At 37.7% G+C, this 18925-nt stretch carries 19 protein-coding genes and 1 riboswitch; of the genes, 11 read left to right on the forward strand and 8 right to left on the reverse strand.

All coding sequences use genetic code 11. The features are described from left to right. Positions 1-325: 325 nt before the first annotated feature. The 9 genes from ACFX4W_RS23395 to ptsP all read left to right on the forward strand — a co-directional run bounded on the left by ACFX4W_RS23395 (position 326) and on the right by ptsP (position 10955). Positions 326-1360 carry a YkvI family membrane protein gene (locus tag ACFX4W_RS23395; RefSeq protein ID WP_237074669.1) on the forward strand — a complete coding sequence of 345 codons (1035 nt, stop codon included), beginning with the start codon at positions 326-328 and terminating at the stop codon, positions 1358-1360. Between the two features lie 107 nt (positions 1361-1467). Further along, positions 1468-1618: riboswitch (FMN riboswitch) on the forward strand. A gap of 279 nt (positions 1619-1897) precedes the next feature. Continuing rightward, complete coding sequence (gene ribE / locus ACFX4W_RS23400; RefSeq protein WP_013056005.1) at positions 1898-2557, forward strand: riboflavin synthase; 660 nt, start codon at positions 1898-1900, stop codon at positions 2555-2557. Positions 2558-2573: 16 nt separating this feature from the next. After that, positions 2574-3767 carry a bifunctional 3,4-dihydroxy-2-butanone-4-phosphate synthase/GTP cyclohydrolase II gene (locus tag ACFX4W_RS23405; protein WP_043980584.1) on the forward strand — a complete coding sequence of 398 codons (1194 nt, stop codon included), beginning with the start codon at positions 2574-2576 and terminating at the stop codon, positions 3765-3767. Positions 3768-3858: 91 nt separating this feature from the next. Continuing rightward, positions 3859-4329 carry a 6,7-dimethyl-8-ribityllumazine synthase gene (gene ribH, locus ACFX4W_RS23410; RefSeq protein ID WP_013056007.1) on the forward strand — a complete coding sequence of 157 codons (471 nt, stop codon included), beginning with the start codon at positions 3859-3861 and terminating at the stop codon, positions 4327-4329. A gap of 441 nt (positions 4330-4770) precedes the next feature. Continuing rightward, complete coding sequence (locus ACFX4W_RS23415; protein WP_097824004.1) at positions 4771-5643, forward strand: hypothetical protein; 873 nt, start codon at positions 4771-4773, stop codon at positions 5641-5643. Positions 5644-5774: 131 nt separating this feature from the next. Then, positions 5775-6623, forward strand: coding sequence for a glucose PTS transporter transcription antiterminator GlcT (glcT, locus tag ACFX4W_RS23420; protein WP_013056009.1), 849 nt, complete (start codon positions 5775-5777; stop codon positions 6621-6623). Between the two features lie 271 nt (positions 6624-6894). After that, the gene (gene ptsG, locus ACFX4W_RS23425; protein ID WP_013056010.1) at positions 6895-8949 is read left to right on the forward strand and encodes a glucose-specific PTS transporter subunit IIBC; all 2055 of its coding nucleotides are present in this window, start codon (positions 6895-6897) and stop codon (positions 8947-8949) included. Positions 8950-8967: 18 nt separating this feature from the next. Further along, on the forward strand, positions 8968-9234 hold the full coding sequence (locus ACFX4W_RS23430; protein WP_013056011.1) for a phosphocarrier protein HPr: 267 nt from the start codon (positions 8968-8970) through the stop codon (positions 9232-9234). Next, a complete protein-coding gene (gene ptsP / locus ACFX4W_RS23435; protein WP_013082261.1) occupies positions 9234-10955 on the forward strand; it encodes a phosphoenolpyruvate--protein phosphotransferase in 1722 nt (573 codons plus the stop codon). The genes ACFX4W_RS23430 and ptsP overlap by 1 nt, the downstream gene beginning before the upstream one ends. 41 nt (positions 10956-10996) lie before the next feature. Here ptsP and ACFX4W_RS23440 read toward each other — a convergent pair whose 3' ends face one another. The 3 genes from ACFX4W_RS23440 to ACFX4W_RS23450 all read right to left on the reverse strand — a co-directional run bounded on the left by ACFX4W_RS23440 (position 10997) and on the right by ACFX4W_RS23450 (position 13408). Then, positions 10997-11683, reverse strand: a complete 687-nt coding sequence (locus tag ACFX4W_RS23440) for an LrgB family protein (RefSeq protein WP_013056013.1) — start codon at positions 11681-11683, stop codon at positions 10997-10999. After that, a complete protein-coding gene (locus ACFX4W_RS23445; RefSeq protein WP_013082263.1) occupies positions 11680-12048 on the reverse strand; it encodes a CidA/LrgA family holin-like protein in 369 nt (122 codons plus the stop codon). Before ACFX4W_RS23445 ends, ACFX4W_RS23440 begins: the two co-directional genes overlap by 4 nt. 484 nt (positions 12049-12532) lie before the next feature. Beyond that, positions 12533-13408 (reverse strand): LysR family transcriptional regulator, encoded by an 876-nt coding sequence (locus tag ACFX4W_RS23450; RefSeq protein WP_043979592.1) that lies wholly within the window; start codon positions 13406-13408, stop codon positions 12533-12535. A gap of 241 nt (positions 13409-13649) precedes the next feature. On the opposite strand from ACFX4W_RS23450, the gene ACFX4W_RS23455 reads away from it, so the two are divergent. Then, the gene (locus tag ACFX4W_RS23455) at positions 13650-14426 is read left to right on the forward strand and encodes a hypothetical protein (RefSeq protein ID WP_013056016.1); all 777 of its coding nucleotides are present in this window, start codon (positions 13650-13652) and stop codon (positions 14424-14426) included. A 169-nt stretch (positions 14427-14595) separates the two neighbouring features. On the opposite strand, the gene ACFX4W_RS23460 is transcribed toward ACFX4W_RS23455, so the two are convergent. Further along, entirely contained in the window at positions 14596-15291 is a 696-nt protein-coding gene (locus tag ACFX4W_RS23460) for a GNAT family N-acetyltransferase (RefSeq protein ID WP_043979589.1), read from the reverse strand. A gap of 144 nt (positions 15292-15435) precedes the next feature. Here ACFX4W_RS23460 and ACFX4W_RS23465 point away from each other — a divergent pair, with 144 nt between their 5' ends. Beyond that, on the forward strand, positions 15436-16221 hold the full coding sequence (locus ACFX4W_RS23465) for an SDR family oxidoreductase (RefSeq protein WP_043979586.1): 786 nt from the start codon (positions 15436-15438) through the stop codon (positions 16219-16221). A 36-nt stretch (positions 16222-16257) separates the two neighbouring features. Here the strand turns inward: ACFX4W_RS23465 and ACFX4W_RS23470 are convergent, their stop codons facing one another. The 4 genes from ACFX4W_RS23470 to ACFX4W_RS23485 form a co-directional block, all read right to left on the reverse strand. Then, complete coding sequence (locus ACFX4W_RS23470) at positions 16258-16869, reverse strand: nitroreductase family protein (protein ID WP_280559289.1); 612 nt, start codon at positions 16867-16869, stop codon at positions 16258-16260. Between the two features lie 152 nt (positions 16870-17021). Further along, positions 17022-18185, reverse strand: coding sequence for an aminotransferase A (locus ACFX4W_RS23475; protein ID WP_043979583.1), 1164 nt, complete (start codon positions 18183-18185; stop codon positions 17022-17024). Between the two features lie 96 nt (positions 18186-18281). After that, a complete protein-coding gene (locus tag ACFX4W_RS23480) occupies positions 18282-18503 on the reverse strand; it encodes an IDEAL domain-containing protein (RefSeq protein ID WP_013082268.1) in 222 nt (73 codons plus the stop codon). Positions 18504-18706: 203 nt separating this feature from the next. Further along, positions 18707-18901, reverse strand: a complete 195-nt coding sequence (locus ACFX4W_RS23485; RefSeq protein ID WP_013056022.1) for a hypothetical protein — start codon at positions 18899-18901, stop codon at positions 18707-18709. Positions 18902-18925 lie beyond the last annotated feature (24 nt).

Below are 18925 nucleotides of genomic sequence, written 5' to 3' on the forward strand. Positions count from 1 at the left end.
TTGAAACATATTTTTTTAAATAGAAAGAATACTTATTTAATAATTTATCTGATTTTTAGAAATTATACAACAGTAAATTGTGAATTTCCAGCAAATATTGAGGAAAATTTAAAAGCTAAAGGGAAAATATCCGTATATTTTGTTTGAAAATGACTGTTATGTTAGGGGTTAAAGAGTTTTTTGTGAGAAATACAAAAAGAAAATGAAAAAAATAAACCAAAAGGCACAAGCACTGGGATGTGCGTAGATTTACACGTGAAAAGGCTCGTCTTTTTTTTATCGTTTCTACATATAGTGAACTATGAAGGATAGAAGGGTGATGGGCATGAAAAGGTGGAAACTCACGCTGCAGGTTGCTGCTACGTATGTAGGCACCGTTGTAGGAGCCGGTTTTGCAACAGGCAAGGAAATCGTTCAATTTTTTACACAGTACGGGGAACTTGGAATGGTCGGAATTTTGGTCAGCGGCTTGTTTTTTATTTGGCTAGGTTCAAAAATGATGCTGCTTTCGCACGCAATTGGGGCTTCTTCTTATCAGCAGCTTAATACATATTTATTTGGTGATGTGCTTGGAAAAGTGGTAAACGGTGTAATGATTGTCATTTTATTTGGAGTAACTTCAGTCATGCTAGCGAGTACGGGAGCAATAGGAAAAGAACAGTTTGGGCTGTGGCCTCCTGTTGGGATGATTTTTACAATTGTTTTAACTTATATATTTATCGCAAAAGGAATTAACGGTATTTTAATGGTTAATTCTCTTGTTGTGCCGATGATGCTTTCATTTGCTTTTATCATATTTATGCCGAATATCAGCTATTTCTCACTGATTCAAACGAAGCCGGATTTAACGCTCGTCACGCAGTGGAAGTGGGCGGTTAGTCCCTTTTTATATATTTCCCTGAATCTAGCTTTGGCTCAGGCCGTTTTGGTCCCATTAGGAAGCTCGGTGAAAGATAGGAGCGTGATTACAAAAGGGGCCTTAATAGGAGGTTGTGTACTTACGTTTATGCTTGTTTCTACTCATCTTGCCCTTTCCAATTTGCCTTATTCATTTCAACTTGATATTCCGATGAGTGCCGTTGTTAAAAATATCTCAGCGTGGGTGAATGTTTTATTTACGGTAGTTGTGTTGGGCGAGATTTTTACTACATTGATTGGAAATGTATTTGGCATCGCTAAGCAGCTTCAGTCATTTCTTCCCCTCAATGACAAACAAGCTTTTGCGTTTATTATCTTGGCTTGCTTTATTATTGGGCAATTCGGATATGCCCAGCTTCTTGAGTTTTTGTATCCGATATTTGGCTATATTGGACTAGCTTTTGTATGGATGCTATGTATTAAAAAAGAAAAAATAAGCTAAAAGCTGGATTTTAAAAAATAGATGTGAAAAAACGAAGTTAAATGATGTGACAAGTCGATTTTACTTTGCTATAATGTAAAACAAATAAGACTATAGCAGTCGAATATATTATCCTTCGGGGTCGGGTGTAAGTCCCAACCGGCGGTGATAAAGCGTATGCTTTTAAGCCCGTGACCCGTTTTCATACGATGTATGTTAGCGGTGGATCTAGTTAAAATCTAGAGCCGACAGTAAAAGTCTGGATGGGAGAAGGATCAGGAAGCACAGTTGTTTTTTTTGTGTTGAATTAATAAGGGGCACGCTTGCCTTTTTTAAAGCTACCCTTGTTTTTGTACACAAAATATAACTGTTTATTTCGTATACAATTAGCGGAATTTTGCATAGATAAAACTGATTCAGCTCAGCCGACCCCTTGGACATTTGTTCAAGGGGCTTTTTTATTTTCAGTGGTTGGGGGAAAGATAAATATGAAAAAAAAGCAGCTGCTATTTCAAAACGGTATAAGAAGTTGGAATAGCGCCAAAGCAGGTGAAGAAAATGTTCACAGGTATTATTGAAGAAATTGGAAAAATAAAACGTATTCAAAAGGCTACAGAAGCAATTGTTCTTACGATTGATGCGAAGACCGTGTTAGAAGATGTGAACTTAGGAGACAGTATTTCAGTTAACGGCGTTTGTTTAACCGTAACGGCTTACTCTCAAAATGAATTTACGGTCGACGTCATGCCGGAGACGATTAAAGCAAGTACCCTTCAGCTTCTAACCGTTGGATCACGTGTTAACTTAGAGCGGGCGATGGCTGCAAATGGCCGGTTTGGAGGGCATTTCGTTAGCGGACACGTTGATGGAATTGGAACTATTGTAAGCAAAACACGTAAAGGAAATGCTTTTTATTATGAAATTCAAGTCGATCCTGAACTTCGTGAATTTATGATGTTAAAAGGATCTGTTTCCGTAGACGGAACAAGTCTTACTATTTTTGATGTCAGCAACCAATCATTTACTATTTCTCTTATTCCTCATACGGTGCTTCACACAGTCGTTGGAGACAAACAGCGAGGAGACAAGGTGAATATTGAATGCGATATGTTAGCTAAATATATGCATCAGATGATGACAAATAAGTCAACTCCTGGCGCCTCGAATCGTTCAGGTAACATGAAGGATTTATTGCAGCAGCATGGTTTTACAAATTAACAGTGAGGTGAAAGAGATGTTTCATAAAGTAGAAGAAGCCATTGAAGAGTTAAAAAAGGGAAAAGTGGTTATTGTATGCGATGATGAAGATCGAGAAAACGAAGGAGATTTTATTGCATTAGCCGAAAAAACGACGCCTGAGGTTATTAACTTTATGGCTACTCATGGAAGAGGATTAATTTGTACACCTGTTAATGAAGAAATTGCGCATAAATTGAATCTTCACCCGATGGTAGCGAACAATACGGATGTACATGGCACAGCATTTACAGTAAGTATTGATCATATTTCAAGTACAACAGGTATCAGTGCATATGAACGTTCTGCTACCGTTATGGCTCTTGTAAATGAAGCGACGGTAGCAAGTGATTTTCAACGCCCAGGACATATTTTCCCATTGATTGCAAAAGACGGGGGCGTTCTGCAGCGTGCAGGTCATACAGAGGCTGCTGTTGATTTAGCAGTATTAGCAGGAGGAAAGCCTGCGGGTGTTATTTGTGAAATTATGAATGAAGATGGAACAATGGCACGTGTACCGGATTTAACAAAAATTGCAGAGCAATTTGATTTAAAAATGATTACAATAAAAGATTTGATTGCCTACCGCCGCAAACATGACCAGCTTATTAGCCGTGAAGTAGAAGTGAGCTTACCTACGGCATTTGGTGAGTTTAAAGCTGTAGGATATACAAATAAACTTGATAATAAAGAACATGTGGCTCTTATCAAAGGTGATATTGATCATAATAGCCCCGTTCTTGTTCGTGTTCACTCTGAGTGTTTGACTGGAGATGTGTTTGGTTCTGAACGCTGCGACTGCGGTCCTCAGCTTCACGCAGCTCTTATGCAAATTGAAGAAGAAGGACGCGGCATTCTGCTGTATATGCGTCAAGAGGGCAGAGGTATTGGCTTACTAAATAAGCTAAGAGCATATAAGCTGCAGGAAGAAGGATACGATACCGTAGAAGCGAATGAAAAACTCGGGTTTGCTGCAGATTTACGAGAGTATGGAATCGGTGCTCAAATCTTAAAAGACCTTGGAGTCAAACAAATGAAGCTTTTAACGAATAACCCTCGTAAAATTACTGGGCTAAAAGGCTACGACCTTGAAGTGATCGAGCGAGTGCCTCTTCAAATGCCGGCAGTGGATGCCAATAAAAAATACTTAGATACAAAAGCTAAAAAATTAGGTCATTTATTACATTTATAATTTTACACTTTTTTTCGTTATAACAAATGAAGCTAATTCATGAAAAGAAATGTAAATAACTATATATTAATACTAGCAGGAGGAACAAAAGATGAATCATTTATATGAAGGAAATTTAGTAGGCACAGGATTAAAAATCGGAATCGTGGTAGGGCGTTTTAATGAATTTATTACAGGCCGTTTACTTAGTGGAGCAGAAGATGCGCTCAAACGTCACGGCGTAGCTGATGAAGACGTAGACGTGGCTTGGGTGCCGGGCGCTTATGAAATCCCATTAATCGCCAAAAAATTAGCTGAATCTAAAAAATATGATGCAGTGATTACGCTAGGAACCGTTATTCGAGGAGCTACTCCACACTTTGATTTTGTATGTAATGAAGTAGCAAAAGGCGTTGCATCTCAAAGCTTGCAAACAGGCGTGCCAATTATCTTTGGTGTATTAACAACTGAAACAATTGAGCAAGCAATTGAACGTGCAGGAACAAAAGCAGGAAATAAAGGATGGGAAGCTGCAGCATCAGCTATCGAAATGGCTAACCTTTCAAAAATGATTGAAGGATAATAGATACCATTCCGTTTTTTGTAAGCTGAAGAGTTAAAAGAGGCTGAAACAAAAGTATGTTAGTTGAAGGAAGATCCGAACGATGAGTCGTTCGGATTTTTTCATTGGTAGGGTGAACGCAGGTTTCAGGTATGTAGTGGCTTCTAGATGTAGATTAAAAGGTCAGGCGAAGACTTCTGCGGGAAAGCGGAAGAAGTGTGCCCCCGCAGAAGCGTAGGCAACGAGGAGGCTCAGCGGCCGCCCGCGGAAAGCAAAGTCTTGCACGGAAATCAACAGCAGTGTAGAAAGCGATCTATACTGTCTCATGTATCCCGTTTGTTCGCCTTTAGATTGGATTGATGTAGTTTTGTCTCAAGCTCTTTTGAATAGAAGCTAGCTATGTATAATTTGGCTAAAACGTCTTACTCTAAGTAATAATTAGGTCGTAAAAGGGAGACGTCTATGCCTCATTATACTGCTTTTTTTGCATTGATTATTATCAGCACAGCCGTTTTGCTTACAGTATTCATACGTAAAAAAGATAAAAAGCTAGTCGTTTTGCTTTTTTTTATCATTGGAATGGCTTATGTACTAGAATATATTGTATTTGTGTTATTTGAAAGTTACGATTACGATCCTGATTTTATGACCAATGAATATTTTGATAATTTGTTTGGGTCCTTAACTTCTCAAGCGTTTGCTTTTCCCATCATGGCTATGGTGGTAGCTGCTTATCAATTAAAATTTCGCTATATTTTATTCATTTCAGCTATGTTTATGGGGATTGAAGAATTATTTTTACACTGGGATATTTATACACATCACTGGTGGAAAACAGTTTATACAGGCGTTTTAATGACTATAGGCTTTAGCATTTCAAAGATTTGGTATGTATGGCTAACAGAACGGTATATGACATTTGTGCATTACGCTACATTTTTTCTCGGAACGCTCGCCATTACTTCTACTATTATGTTTATGCTGTTAGCATATTTTCATAATAATTGGTTTTATACGGGATGGTTTGCGTCCGCTACTCATGATTCCGTAAATGCAACGATGATTTACGTTTGTATTGTTACAATTCTCCTTGTTTGGAGTGTAGCCAAAGAATTTTTTGTTGGAGCTGGAATGATTATAGCGGGGCTGCGTATAGTAGATATTTTGCTGATTCACTATGGGGTGTTGCTGGTATCTATTACCACTTCACTTGTTCTTTTTACGCTTTTACAAGCGGGTGTATTCATTCTGAGCGTTATGCTTCAAAACTTTATTATGAAAAATTGTTATGGGACGAGCAAAAAAGACGTTGCGTTTCCAGTAAAGAACTACTAAGATAATACGTAACTCAAATAGTTTAGTTCAATAATATTTGAAACAAAGAAAAATGAATTGACGGTTATGCGTATTATTTGTAAGATAGGAAAGCAAATAATAGAAAGCCGAAACAGGGGAGTGAAGGATTCGTGAAAGAGTCCTTTTTTGTAGAAAAGGTACTTAATAATAATGTATTAATTGCTAAACACCTTACCTATGATGAAGTTGTGCTAATTGGGAAAGGAATAGGGTTCAATAAGAAAAAAGGCGATGAAATCGATGCAAAAGCCGTGGAGAAAATGTTTTTGTTAAAGAGTGAAGAAGAACAAGAACAGTACAAGCAGCTTTTAGCGCAAGTGGATGAAGACGTGATTGAAATGATGAATGATATTGTAACGCACATTCAAAAGCGTGTTAACATTCCTTTGAATGAGCATATACACATTTCATTGACGGACCATATCGCGTTTGCGATAAAACGTTTTCAGCAGGGAATGGGGCTTAAAAATCCATTTTTACTTGAAACCAAAGCTTTATATCCAGAGGAATATACGATCGCATCTGAAGTGGTAGAAATTATTAGTCGCAAAATAGGCGTGCAGCTTCCAGTAGGAGAAATTGGTTTTATTGCACTTCATATCCACAGTGCGCTGACTGAAAAAAACCTGCTGGAAGTGAATCAAGACTCGCAGCTTATTCAAACGATTATTAATGTGATTGAAGAATCGCTTCATCTGCAGGTAGACAAAGAATCTGTGCACTATATGAGATTGATTCGTCATTTGCATTTTGCGATTGATCGAGTAAAAACAGGAGAAAAAATAGAAGAGCCAAAAAAAATTGCTTTGCTATTGAAAGAAGAATATCCCCTGTGTTACAATGTGTCTTGGAAAGTGATAAAAGTAATGCAGCAAGCGTTACATTTACCTGTGTATGAAGCAGAAGCAGTTTACTTAACGATGCATCTGCAGCGACTTATAACAAAAACGGATTTATAAAATCATTTCAATACGTGTTACTGATACGATCAGGCATGAGTGAGAAATGAAGCGATGTGTAATTGGATGAGTGTATCCATTTATCGTTTCTTTTTCCTCATGCCTTTTTTTGTTATAAGAAAGCGCAATCATTTAAAGCTTAGGCTTCAGGACACCAGGAGATGTAAGGAGTTTTCTAGTTAAAGAAAGCGTTTTATGAAAGCGCGTTAATGATTCACGTATCAAATAAATAGCTTGTTGCACACTAAATATATAAAAGGAGGTAAGCGCCATGTTTAAAAAACTTTTTGGAGTATTACAAAAAGTCGGAAAAGCGCTTATGTTACCGGTTGCGATTTTACCGGCAGCAGGGATTTTACTTGGAGTAGGGACAGCGCTTCAAAACCCTACATTGTTGGATGCAGTACCGGCACTTGGTGCAGACTGGGTTCAATTGGTTTCAAATGTTTTGTCGCAAGCGGGTCAAATTGTATTTGACAACTTATCGCTATTGTTTGCCGTTGGTGTTGCCGTTGGTTTAGCTGGTGGTGACGGTGTAGCAGGTATTGCTGCAATCGTAGGCTACTTAATTATGAACAAAACGATGAGCACAATCTTAGTTGCTACAGGACAACTAGATCCTGACAAAATGGGTGCCAATCCAGCTTACACTAGCATCTTAGGAATTCCTACGTTAGCTACAGGTGTATTCGGGGGTATCATAGTAGGTATTTTAGCTTCATCCATGTATAATCGTTATTTCAATATTGAATTACCATCTTATTTAGGGTTCTTTGCGGGAAAACGATTTGTACCAATCATTACTGGGGTATTTTCAATTGTTTTAGGTGTTATTATGATTTTCATTTGGCCGCCAATTCAAAGCGGATTAAATGCTTTCTCTACTAACATGATTGATGCAAACCCAACTTTATCAGCTTTTGTATTTGGATTGATTGAACGTTCATTAATTCCATTTGGACTTCATCACATATTCTACTCTCCGTTCTGGTTTGAGTTTGGTGATTACGTTAATAAAGCAGGTCAACATATTCACGGTGACCAAAAGATTTTCTTTGCTCAATTAGCAGATGGCGTGCCTTTAACAGCAGGAACATTCCAAGTTGGTAAATTCCCGTTCATGATGTTCGGATTGCCAGCAGCAGCTCTTGCGATTTATCATGAAGCTCGTCCTGAAAACAAAAAATATGTAGCTGGTATCATGGGTTCAGCTGCTTTAACATCTTTCTTAACGGGTATTACAGAGCCGCTTGAGTTCTCATTCTTATTCGTAGCACCAGTACTATTTGCAATTCACGCAGTATTTGCTGGTTTATCATTTATGGTTATGCAATTATTAAATGTTAAAATCGGTATGACATTCTCAGGTGGGGTTATCGATTACGTTCTATTTGGAGTCATGCAAAACCGTACAGCATGGTGGCTAGTTATTCCAGTAGGTTTAGTTCTAGCAGTTATTTACTACTTCGGTTTCCGCTTTGCAATCCGTAAATTTAACTTAAAAACACCGGGTCGTGAAGATAAAGAAGAAGGAGAAGAAGATGTAAAAGTAGAAGCAGCAGAGCTTCCAACAAATGTTTTAGCAGCACTTGGCGGTAAAGAAAACATTACACATTTAGATGCTTGTATTACGCGTTTGCGTGTATCAGTAGATGATGTGGGTAATGTTGATAAAAACCGCTTGAAAAAACTTGGAGCAGCTGGTGTTCTTGAAGTTGGTAACAATATTCAAGCTATTTTCGGTCCGAAATCTGACACGTTAAAAGGTCAAATTCAAGACATTATGAATGGCAAAACACCGGTTGTCACAAAAGAAGAGACAAAAACAATTGAAAAACCTGTTGCAACATCTGAAGTAGGAAGCGATAATGGTAATGATATTGTTTCACCGATTGAGGGAGAATTGGTACCTTTATCGGAAGTACCAGATCAGGTATTTTCACAAAAATTAATGGGTGACGGTTTTGCGATTATTCCGAAAACAGGCACAGTAGTTGCACCAGTGGACGGAAAAATAGTAAACTTATTCCCGACGAAACATGCTTTAGGTATTGAATCAACGACTGGACGTGAAATTTTAATTCACGTTGGTATTGATACAGTTAATTTAAAAGGCGAAGGTTTTGAAGCTTTAGTTGCCCAAGGCGATGAAGTGAAAAAAGGACAGCCTCTATTGAAAATTGATTTAGACTTTGTAAAAGAAAATGCGCCATCGACGATTACGCCGATCATTTTCACGAATTTACAAGCTGATGAAAAAATTGATATCTTAAAGCAGGGCCAAGTTTCTCAACAAGAAGCAAATATTATTAACATTTCAAAGTAAAAAGGAGATTGATTTAACATGGCACAAAAAACATTTACAGTAACAGCAGACTCAGGAATTCACGCACGTCCAGCAACAACTTTAGTACAAGCAGCAAGCAAATTTGATTCTGATATCAACTTAGAATTCAACGGTAAAACTGTAAACTTAAAATCAATCATGGGCGTTATGTCTTTAGGTATTCAAAAAGGCGCTACAATCACTATCTCTGCAGAAGGTTCTGACGAAGCAGATGCACTTGCTGCTCTTGAAGATACAATGAGCAAAGAAGGATTAGGCGAATAATGACAAAGGAAATTCAAGGCATTGCCGCTTCTAGCGGCATTGCTATTGCTAAAGCATTTCGTCTAGAAAATCCAGAATTAACCGTTGAAAAAAAATCAGTAACTGAAGTTGAAGCAGAAGTAGCACGTCTAGAAGCTGCGCTAGAAAAGTCAAAATCAGAACTTGAAATTATTAGAGAGCATGCTCGTAAAGAACTTGGAGATGACAAAGCAGAAATCTTTGAAGCTCACTTATTAGTTCTAAGCGATCCTGAACTTATTAATCCAATTAAAGATAAAATTACAAATGAAAATGTAAACGCTGAACATGCACTTGATGAAGTAGCGGCAATGTTCATTAATATGTTTGAGTCAATGGACAACGAATATATGAAAGAACGTGCTGCTGATATCCGTGATGTAACAAAACGTGTATTAGCTCATCTTTTAGGTGTAAACGTTTCAAATCCAAGCTTAATCTCAGAAGAAGTTGTCATTATCGCAGAAGATTTAACGCCGTCTGATACAGCACAGTTAAATCGTAAGTTCGTAAAAGGATTTACAACAGATATTGGCGGACGTACTTCTCACTCAGCAATTATGGCGCGTTCCATGGAGATCCCAGCTGTTGTAGGTACAAAAACAGTTATGGAAGACATTCAAAACGGCGTATTAGTAATTGTTGATGGTTTAGATGGCGAAGTTATCGTTGATCCAAGCGAAGAAACGGTAAAAGCTTACGAGAAAAAAGCCGCTGAGTATGCAGAACAAAAAGCTGAGTGGGCTAAGCTTGTAAATGAAAAAACGGTTTCAGCTGATGATCATCACGTTGAACTTGCAGCTAACATTGGTACACCAGAAGATGTAAAAGGCGTATTAGAAAACGGCGGCGAAGGCGTTGGCCTTTATCGTACAGAATTCTTATATATGGGCCGCGAAGATCTTCCGACGGAAGAAGAGCAGTTTACTTCTTATAAAACAGTTCTTGAACGTATGGAAGGCAAACCAGTGGTTGTTCGTACTCTTGATATTGGTGGAGACAAAGAGCTTCCTTATTTAAATCTACCAAAAGAAATGAACCCATTCTTAGGATTCCGTGCCATTCGCTTATGTCTAGAGATGCAAGACATGTTCCGTACACAGCTTCGTGCGCTTCTACGTGCAAGCGTATACGGTAATCTGAAAATTATGTTTCCTATGATTGCTACTGTTGATGAGTTCCGTCAAGCAAAAGCTATTCTTTTAGAAGAAAAAGCTAAACTTCAACAAGAAGGCGTACAAGTTTCGGAAGACATCGAAGTAGGGATGATGGTAGAGATTCCTTCCTCAGCGGTAATCGCAGATTTATTTGCTAAAGAAGTAGATTTCTTCTCTATCGGAACAAATGATTTAATTCAATACACGCTTGCTGCTGACCGCATGAATGAGCGCGTGTCTTATTTATATCAACCGTATAACCCAGCGATTCTTCGCTTGGTGAATATGGTAATCAAAGCGGCTCACAAAGAAGGTAAGTGGGTAGGCATGTGTGGAGAGATGGCAGGAGATGAGATTGCAATTCCAATTCTTTTAGGTTTAGGCTTAGATGAATTCTCAATGAGTGCAACATCTATTCTGAAAGCTCGTTCTCAAATCCGTCAATTATCAAAAGCTGATATCGAACCTCATTTAGATACAATTCTATCAATGTCTTCTACGGAAGAAGTTATTGAGTTCGTAAAATCAACTTTTCATATTGGATAATAAAAAGGTGTGATCATATATGATCACACCTTTTTTATCTTTTAAGCGAAAATAGTAGGCAGAAGCATATTCGCAAATAGCATTGTAAGAAGTGCTGCTACGATCATGCCAAGGCTAGAAAAAGTACCTTCAATTTTTCCAAATTCAAAAGCTCTTGCTGTACCTGTCCCATGAGAAGCTACTCCTAAAAGAAGACCTCTTGCTAGAGAAGAGTGCAGTGCGAGGAGCTTAATCAGTTTTGGAGCGACCATACATCCTACTACACCGGTTATAATCACAAACATAATGGTAATATTCGGATCTCCTCCTAGCGTCTGAGATACATTAACAGCAATAGGAATCGTAACCGATCTTGGAATCAAGCTATGAACCAGCGTTGATTGTAAATGAAACACTAATGCTAACAGCATGGAAGATATCATGGCAGCAAACGTGCCGAGCCCTACGCTTAAGCTGATTTCAACACGGTGTTTTTTGAGTAAATCAAAATACTTAAACATAGGAACAGCAAAAGCAACGGTTGCTGGTCCAAGCATAAAGCTAATAGCACTGGCACCTTGCTTATAATGATCATAAGAGCCATTCGTCACTAATAAGATGCCAATTAAAAGAATGGGGGCTAGTAAAATAGGGGAAACTAGCATAGACTTATATTTTTTATAGAGCACTTTTGTACCGACATAAACGAGCAGTGTAAGCGGAAGAGCAATCCATGTGAGTAATGTCATTTTAGCGAACCTTCCTTTCTTCTTGAAATATGTTCTGCAATGATTCCCGTTATAGACATCACAATAATCGTACTGATTGTGATAATAATCACAATCTGGATTCCAAAATGCATCAATACATCTCCATAATTGATGAGTCCAACGACGGCTGGTATGAAAAATAGTAATAGTTCTCCCACTAACAGTGTTCCACCTTGTTCAACCCAGCTTAATTTAATTACTTTAAAGTACAGTAAGAAAAACAGTAAGAAAAATCCGATGATACTACCTGGCACTGGGAGGTCAAACCATTGTGAAATACTTTCTCCTATTAAAAACAGAGCCGTTAGTAATAAAATCTGTAAAATCACCATAATCAGTTTCATGATTAGCCTCCTTTATTTATGTTTTTATTCATTCATTCCTAGTTTGTTGAGACAATAATGGAGTCGTCTATGCTGAAAAGACGACTCCATCATGGGAAAAGAGAAACTATTTGGATTTTGCAAATGGGGATACAACTTCAGTAAATGAATGCTACACACTTATCTTACAAAAAATCGACTATAATATGAAATATATAATAACTATGATAACTATTCTTTTTAGTTATAGTTGAAAGAAATCTCTTTACAAATGCGTTGGTAACCTTTTCAAAAAAGAGTTTGTGAAATATAAGGTCTAATTATTTAATAAAAGAGATGGAGACATGCCTAAATCAATTCAATTTAAAGACGAACCAATGGGATAAATGATTTAGTATGAATGACATGTTACACCGCCATGAAAAAAATCCGAACGAGTTGGATTTTCTATCAAGAATCAAACTCGTTCGGATTTTTAATTAAACTACTTTTGGTCTCCGCTTTGTTAAACTGTACTTTTAATATAATCAATAAAAGCCTGTGTAGCATAAGAGATATAGCGATCTTTTTTTACGATTAAAGCAATTTCCCACGGAATAGCATTCTCGAGATTAATTACTTTCACATGCTCCAAATCAAGCTTTTCACATAATGAATAAGGGAAAAGAGCAATGCCGAGATTAGCAGCTACCAGCTCTCCAATGAAGTCCCACTGAGAGCTTTTAAAAGCAATATTAGGTGTAAATCCATTTTTTAAACATTCGTTATAGACCATTTCATGCATGGTGAAGTCTTCATGAAAGGAAATAAGCGTTTCGTCTTTTAACTCTTTTAATGAAATCGTAGAATGCTGAGCCAACGGATGAGATTTATGAACAACAAGCTGTAGTGTTTCTCGGGCTAAAGGAGTCGTAAAAAACATGTTTTCATCAACTGGAAGTAAAACTACGCCCACATCCACTTCTCCTTGTTCCACGAATTTTTGCATTCTTTTAGCGCCATATTCCACTAATTGAATATGAATCTCAGGGTATTGCTCTCGAAATGCTTTAATAATAGTAGGAAAAAACAATGTACCAACAATAGGGGGAATGCCTATTTTGATGGTTCCTCTTTTTAAATGCATTAAATCATAGAGGGAATCCGATAAATCTCGGAGAGAAGATAAAATACTTTCTGCTTGCTCGTACACAATTATTCCTGCATCGGTAAGCTGAACTTGTTTGCCAGCACGATCAAACAAAGGTGTGCCGAGCTCTTCTTCTAATGATTTAACCATTTTACTGAGAGAAGGTTGCGAAATATGCAGCGCTTCAGAAGCTCTTGTGAAATTTTTATGTTTAGCCACTTCTGTTAAGTAATGCAAATGGCGAACATCCATTTTGTATACCTCCGTGTTCATACATGCTAATTAATAAGATACACACATTCTACCACATTCACAATCAGCTCTATACCTTTCTTTCCTATCAAATAAAATGATCAGTAGAAGAGGCAGTGAATACAAAAGAAATTGCCAACAATATATATTTACACATTGTTTATTTTAGAAGTATAATATATAAATCAGTAGAACGGTTACATATCGATCACAGAATCAATCAATAAGGTGGTTAGAACGGTTGAGTAAAGCAGATGAAATAAGAGATATCGTTTATATTAATGGCCATGTAAATAAAAAATGCTTTATTACATATGGAATTGAATTTAAAGAGTTTTATCATTCCCTTCCTACGCCGCTTGCAAATATATTATTGTTAAAGCACGGTTTTGAAGACAGTGATTACCATTACCAAACCCATATGGACTACGTAGAAGAAGAACAAATTCATCTTTTAGCAGAAGATGACGTTTATAATTATGGTGATTTTTGTTGGATTGATTTTGAGGATGTATCTTCGTTAGATTTGTTAGAACCTCAAGATATTGCAGCGCTGCTGTATTTAGGTCATTTAAAAAAACCGCTCAATTCGCCATTTAATAATAAACTCGGTAATCAATTTGTTTATTTAGCTCATGATGATGGATTTTATAACAAAATCTATTTTCGAGACGTATATGATATGAAGCATATTTTAAGCCGAATCATTCCGTTGAAAATGTCAGAAATTAAGCAAAAAAGATTTGTATTTAGAAGGAAGAAGTTAGAATATCCAATATTGCCGCTCGTGTTAGCAAATACGCTTCTTACTTTAACGAATGACGGTTTGTTTATTGATTTTGAACACATGGTGCAATCGCGTAGAGATATTAAAATTCCTTTGTATACAATCGGTGACTTTGACGACATGAATGAAATGTATAATGATCGGTTTGAGCACAAAGAGATGAGTAAATTGCAGGCGCATCTTGTTCTCACTCATAAAGAGCTAGAGTGGAGCATTGAAGAAGTTCAATAATCTAAAAAGAGGTTGAGACATAACTAAATGAATTCAACCTAAAGACGAACACATAAGATAGATGAGCTGGACTGCTAAAAGGAACGAAACAGATAAAACTATATTCACCATCACAAAAAAACGAACCACTAATCAAACGTGTTGATTAATGGTTCGTTTTTCACTTGGGCTAAAATATTTTTGTCCCAGCCTCTTTTTGAATAGCCGTATAAAATGGATTTTTCCATTCCATTAGTACAGCGTAGTTGTGTGAATCTTCATCTTCAATATAGTTTGCTGCGAGACCAATAGGCGATCTGCCACAGCGCATTAAAAAGGTCATAACCGGGTCGTAGAGAGTTCCGGCTGATACAAGGTTCATGTATTCAACGGGCGTGTACAAGGAAGACACTGATACGTATCCAGGGATGCGGCACCCGCCAAGCAGCCTTTCTAACTTGTAATGAATCACAACTTCATATAAAGACTGCAAAAGCAGCTTCCCAAGCCCCATCGATCGATGCGAAGGAGTGACGCATACGTCCACTACATAAAGCGTATTACCAGAAGGGTCGTGCGTATGAATATATCCGCTTCCTGTTACTTCATCCCATGTGTGAGCCTCATTTCCTTCCACTGAAACAATCGCGCTTGTGATAGATCCGCATATTGTCCCGTCTATCTCCACGCATAGCGCTCCATCCGGAAAAAGGGACACATGGTTATTTAACTGATCTTTGCTCCATAATAATTCAGAAGGGAAAGGAGGGGGAAAGCTTTCTTCTTGAATCCGAATCAATTCATCGAAGTCATTTGATGTATAGGATCGTACCGTACATGTTACAGGCTTATTTTGATGAAAGACAAAGCATTGCTTTTTATACACTGCTTTTTTGCCTCCTTTAAGTAATAATTTTCAGATAATTAAGTATACCATATGGAAAAAAGAAATTATTTCATATTTATTGAAGAATTTGACGAGAACGTGATAAAGTTAAAAAGATTCGAACTATTAGACGAGGTGAAAGAAATGGATGTTGAATTAAAAGGAAAAACAGCGCTTGTATTTGCGGCGAGCCAAGGGCTTGGCAAAGCGATTGCTGCCAGGCTCGCAGAAGAAGGCGCAAACGTTATGATTGCAAGTCGTTCAGAAGAGAAACTAATCCAAGTAGCGGAAGAGATTTCATACCTTGGAAGCGGACAAGTGTTACATAAAACGGCAGATGTCACGAAAACTCAAGATATTCAAGATGTTATTCAATATACAGTAGATACGTTTGGAACCATTGATATTTTAATTAATAATACAGGAGGTCCTAAAGCAGGGAACTTCCTTTCGTTAACAGATGATGATTGGAAGCATGCATTTGAGTTAAATCTCCTCAGTTATATTCGTATCATTCGTGAGGTAGTGCCCGTTATGAAAAAGAGCGGAGGACGTATTGTCAATATTGCTTCTTCTTCCATTAAAGAGCCAATTGCTGGACTTATTCTGTCAAATACCTTCCGTACAGGAATCGTGGGGCTTACCAAAACACTTGCTTCAGAACTAGCAGAGGACGGTATCTTAATTAACACGGTTGCGCCAGGAAGAATTGCAACAGACCGAGTGAAAGAGCTAGATACTACTCGTGCTGAAAAACTGGGAGTAGACGTTTCAGAAATTGAAGAAGAGATGAGAAACCAAATTCCTCTTAAACGCTACGGTCAGCCTGAAGAGTTTGCAAAAGCCGTTGCTTTCTTTGTCTCGGGAGCGAATTCATATATGACAGGCCAGTCGTTTCTAATCGACGGAGGCATGGTGAAATCCATTTAGTTACATAGAAAAACCCTGCAGCCGCAGGGTTTTTTGTTAAATCCAAGTTGTAACTTGATCCAATGGTAAACGGTCGCTAGCGTGTGCTTCTTTAGCCGCTTTTCCAACTGAGATAAGCATAACCGGAATGTATCGATCCTCAATTTTAAATTCTTCTACAAATTTTTGAGCGTTAAATCCGCCCATTGAGCAAGTGTCTAATCCTTTTGCTTTTGCTGCAAGCATGAATGTCATAGATGCAAGAGAAGCATTCGTAAACGCTGCATCGCGGGCGACAGCACCGTTTTTATAAGCGCCGTTAATTTGTCCTGACAAAATATTTTTTACGTCTTCTGTCATGTGACCTGCTTCGACTAGTGGGTTGTACACGTCATCTACATTTTTATTGGCTTCTAAATCACCTAAGACAGCTACTACAGCGCCTGCTTCTGTAATTTGTTTTTGGTTGTAAGCAATTGGAAGTAGACGTTCTTTCGCATCTTGGTCTGTAATAACAACGAAATGCCAGTGCTGTAAGTTCCAAGCTGATGGTGACTTCACTGTTGCTTCTAAAAGTTCCGTTAATTCTTCTTTGCTTAATTTAGCTGAAGAGTCATATTCTCGAATCGATGTACGTTCATTTACCACATCAAAAAAATCTTTTGTCATAATAAAAACCTCCGTTAAAAGTATGTATTTCTTTAGTGAATCGATGCACATTTTATAATGATACACTATTGAAGTCAATTTATATGCTTCTAGTATACCCGCTCTTATGTGCTGTCACTCACAAAAAAATGCATACACTTCTTACCATCGGCTTAGCGTGATTGACGAGATGTAAGATAAGCTTCAATTCGATCACAGGCTTCACGCAGCGTGTTCATGGAATACGCATACGACAGGCGTACATATCCTTCACCGTGGGAAGAAAAAGCGCTGCCGGGTACTAGTGCAACACCTGCTTCTTTTACTAACTCCAGGGCAAAATCAAATGAATTGCTGTGGAAGTTCTGAATAGAAGGGAAGATATAAAAAGCACCCGTCGGCTTTTCTACGTCAAATCCCATGTTTACTAATCGGTCATACACATAATTCAGCCTTTGTTCGTATTCTTTTTTCATATCCACCGCATCGTTTTTACCTGCTGTCAGTGCCTCGAGTGCAGCTGCTTGAGAGACAGAAGAAGCACAGCTCACGTTGTATTGATGAACTTTTAAAATATGTTTGGCTAAATAAGAAGGAGCAAATAAAAGGCCAATTCGCCAGCCTGTCATAGAATGAGACTTTGATACTCCGTTAATAACAATTGTTTTCTCTCTCATAGAGGAAATGGAGGCAATGGACTGATGTTTTTTATCAAAAACGAGCTCGCTGTATATTTCATCAGATAGTACAAAAATATTTTTATCGCTTAAAAGAGCGGCAATTTCTTCTAATTCTTGCTGTGACAACGTCACGCCTGTAGGGTTAGACGGATAAGGTAAGATGACGCATCTTGTTTTAGACGTCAGATGTTGTTGGATTAAATCCGCTGTTAGTCGAAATCCTGTTGCGGTTGTATCAATATGTACAGGTTTAGCGCCGTTTAACCGGATAAGCGGTTCGTATCCTGGGTAAACAGGTCCAGGTAAAATAACTTCAGAATCTTCTTCTAAAATGGTGCGAAGAGCAATGTCAATTGCTTGACTAGCTCCAATGGTCACAATCACTTCATCCGCTGGGTTATAGTGCAAGTCATATTTTTCTTTGACAAATTGAGCTGCTGCCTCGCGCAGTTCTATTGTTCCAGCATTGTGGGTATAAGAAGTTTGGTTACCATCAATTGCAGATTTTGCCGCTTCTTTTACATGCTGTGGTGTTAAGAAGTCAGGTTGTCCAATTGTGAGGGATAAAACATCTTGGTATTGTGAGACCATATTATAAAATGTACGTATTCCTGATAGTTCAATTTCTTTGACACGTTTATTGATTAAGTGCTCCATGGTTTCAAATCCTTCCGCGTATTTTCAACTCATTTTATCACAATGAAAATAGGTAAAAAACCACTATTTGCGCATTTTGCAAATAGTGGTTTTAAGTTAGGCGTTATATAGCTTATTATAAGCAGTTGTTAGTTCATAAAATTGTTCTTCGTCTCTGTTATCTAACGCATCGTCGATAAGAGATTTCAAATGCTGTTTATTAAAGTTTGTACTCATAGTCGTTAAAATACGATCAGCTTCTTTCGCGTAATAGTGTTGGTAAGGTGTGTACTGAGATGAGTGAGGATAGTGATTCATATTTTTTCGATAAGAACTCATAACATAAACCTCCTTTTTTAAAATAAAACGCAGCTTCTATTACTTGAAATGTACCCTTTCTATATAGTTGTTAACCCTGTTTTTAGCTGCGAATGTGCTGAGGTATGTGTTAGGAAATCAGAGATTCCTCGCTTCACGTTCAATTCTAGATTCAAAATAATAAGCGCATAAAAAGACCTGCATATATATGCAGGTCTTGTATATTAGTCAGTGTGTATTTGGCCTTCACGCCAATAAACGGGGGAAACGTAGCCAAAATCAACTTCATGATCGTCCAATGTTACAACGCAGTGATCAGAGCCTTCTTGTTCTTTAATATCTTGATATACAGCTTCTTCTACGTTTTCAATAATGGTCATTTCATTATCGTCATTAAAAAGAATGACGGAGCCTTTCATATTACGAACACCTTCTTTTAAGAT

Source organism: Priestia sp. YIM B13489, assembly GCF_042787645.1.
Classification (GTDB): domain Bacteria; phylum Bacillota; class Bacilli; order Bacillales; family Bacillaceae_H; genus Priestia; species Priestia megaterium.

What these genes read in the sequence shown, in the direction of transcription:
- ACFX4W_RS23480 (WP_013082268.1), bottom strand. Translation starts at nt 18,503, where the DNA reads ATGAGTTCTTATCGAAAAAATATGAATCACTATCCTCACTCATCTCAG.
- ACFX4W_RS23415 (WP_097824004.1), top strand. Translation starts at nt 4,771, where the DNA reads ATGCCTCATTATACTGCTTTTTTTGCATTGATTATTATCAGCACAGCC.
- ACFX4W_RS23445 (WP_013082263.1), bottom strand. Translation starts at nt 12,048, where the DNA reads ATGAAACTGATTATGGTGATTTTACAGATTTTATTACTAACGGCTCTG.
- ribE (WP_013056005.1), top strand. Translation starts at nt 1,898, where the DNA reads ATGTTCACAGGTATTATTGAAGAAATTGGAAAAATAAAACGTATTCAA.
- ptsG (WP_013056010.1), top strand. Translation starts at nt 6,895, where the DNA reads ATGTTTAAAAAACTTTTTGGAGTATTACAAAAAGTCGGAAAAGCGCTT.
- ACFX4W_RS23485 (WP_013056022.1), bottom strand. Translation starts at nt 18,901, where the DNA reads ATGAAAGGCTCCGTCATTCTTTTTAATGACGATAATGAAATGACCATT.
- ACFX4W_RS23440 (WP_013056013.1), bottom strand. Translation starts at nt 11,683, where the DNA reads ATGACATTACTCACATGGATTGCTCTTCCGCTTACACTGCTCGTTTAT.
- ptsP (WP_013082261.1), top strand. Translation starts at nt 9,234, where the DNA reads ATGACAAAGGAAATTCAAGGCATTGCCGCTTCTAGCGGCATTGCTATT.
- ACFX4W_RS23470 (WP_280559289.1), bottom strand. Translation starts at nt 16,869, where the DNA reads ATGACAAAAGATTTTTTTGATGTGGTAAATGAACGTACATCGATTCGA.
- ribH (WP_013056007.1), top strand. Translation starts at nt 3,859, where the DNA reads ATGAATCATTTATATGAAGGAAATTTAGTAGGCACAGGATTAAAAATC.
- ACFX4W_RS23395 (WP_237074669.1), top strand. Translation starts at nt 326, where the DNA reads ATGAAAAGGTGGAAACTCACGCTGCAGGTTGCTGCTACGTATGTAGGC.
- ACFX4W_RS23405 (WP_043980584.1), top strand. Translation starts at nt 2,574, where the DNA reads ATGTTTCATAAAGTAGAAGAAGCCATTGAAGAGTTAAAAAAGGGAAAA.
- ACFX4W_RS23450 (WP_043979592.1), bottom strand. Translation starts at nt 13,408, where the DNA reads ATGGATGTTCGCCATTTGCATTACTTAACAGAAGTGGCTAAACATAAA.
- ACFX4W_RS23475 (WP_043979583.1), bottom strand. Translation starts at nt 18,185, where the DNA reads ATGGAGCACTTAATCAATAAACGTGTCAAAGAAATTGAACTATCAGGA.
- ACFX4W_RS23465 (WP_043979586.1), top strand. Translation starts at nt 15,436, where the DNA reads ATGGATGTTGAATTAAAAGGAAAAACAGCGCTTGTATTTGCGGCGAGC.
- ACFX4W_RS23430 (WP_013056011.1), top strand. Translation starts at nt 8,968, where the DNA reads ATGGCACAAAAAACATTTACAGTAACAGCAGACTCAGGAATTCACGCA.